Origin of the sequence: Vibrio sp. M260118 (assembly GCF_036533755.1) — a bacterium.
GTDB lineage: Bacteria > Pseudomonadota > Gammaproteobacteria > Enterobacterales > Vibrionaceae > Vibrio.
The window spans coordinates 1-1,228 of the sequence record NZ_JATABG010000601.1 but is presented as its reverse complement, the minus strand read 5'-3'; the positions used below and the strand labels follow the sequence as shown (position 1 = coordinate 1,228).

The following is a 1,228-nucleotide window of genomic DNA, read 5'->3' as shown; positions in this document are numbered from 1 at the left end:
TGGTGTTTTATAATGAAGAGCGTAATCATCAAGGACTCAATGACCTCACTCCTGATGAAGTCTACTTCGGCAGACAAAGATACGCTGCATGAGCAAGATCAACCACTTAAGAAATTAGCTTATGTGTCCAACCATCGGGGTCCACTTCTATCAAGTCTGCCGGAATTCATCGACAGACGAATTAATTACTATGTTTCTGATTTAATAAATACATCTGACAATGGTCGCAATTTGGTATTAGGCAAAAAGCCTAACTCGGGTGATATCCTGCTACAAAGTAACGACTATTTATCTCTGTCTCACCATCCGCAAATTATCGACGCGCAAGTTAACTCACTGCTATCAAAGAAAAGCACCGCGTTCATGTCGAACGTGTTCCTGCAAAGCGATGGGCTAGATAAAACCGTTGAACATCGACTGGCTGACTACACAGGATTTCAAACTTGTACTATCGCTCCGTCTGGCTGGATTGCCAATATCGGGCTATTGCAAACCATCTGTGACAGCGACACAAATGTTTATATCGACTTTTTCGCCCATATGTCTTTATGGGAAGGGGCTCGAATCGCTGGAGCGAATATTCACCCCTTCATGCACAACAATGCACGTCACCTAAAACGGATTATCAAGCGTAATGGGCCTGGTGTGGTATTAGTCGACTCCGTCTACAGCACTATTGGTACTATCGCCCCACTGCAAGAGATCACGGATATTGCTAAGGATCTAGGCTGTGCCTTAGTGGTTGATGAGTCCCATTCATTAGGCACCCACGGTCATCATGGTTCTGGATTGCTGGAAGAACTCGACCTGACTGACAAAGTTGATTTCATGACCGCAAGCCTGGCTAAAACATTTGCTTACCGCGCAGGTGCAGTATGGTGTAACAACCTAACCGGGCAAGTGGTGCCGTACGTTTCGTTTCCATCGATTTTTAGCTCGGCAATGATGGCGTTTGAGCTAGATAGAATTGATGCCACGTTAGCGGTAATCAAACAGAGTGATAGCGCACGTCAGCGCCTTATGTACAATGCTGAACGCGCCAGGTCGGGTCTAAAACGTATTGGCTACGATATTCGTAGTGAAACGCAAATAATCGGATTAGAAACCGGAGAAAAAACCAATACCCGAAAAGTCAGAGATTTCTTTGAAGACAATGGCGTATTTGGCTCGGTTTTTTGCACGCCAGCAACACCAGACAATAAAAATATACTGAGACTGTCATTAAATA

General features: G+C 44.6%; 1 protein-coding gene. It reads left to right on the top strand.

The genetic code is table 11. The features are described from left to right. Positions 1-54 precede the first annotated feature (54 nt). Positions 55-1,228 (top strand): alpha-hydroxyketone-type quorum-sensing autoinducer synthase (cqsA, locus tag QTO00_RS19920; protein ID WP_331426293.1); only part of this gene is annotated, 1,174 nt, incomplete at its 3' end.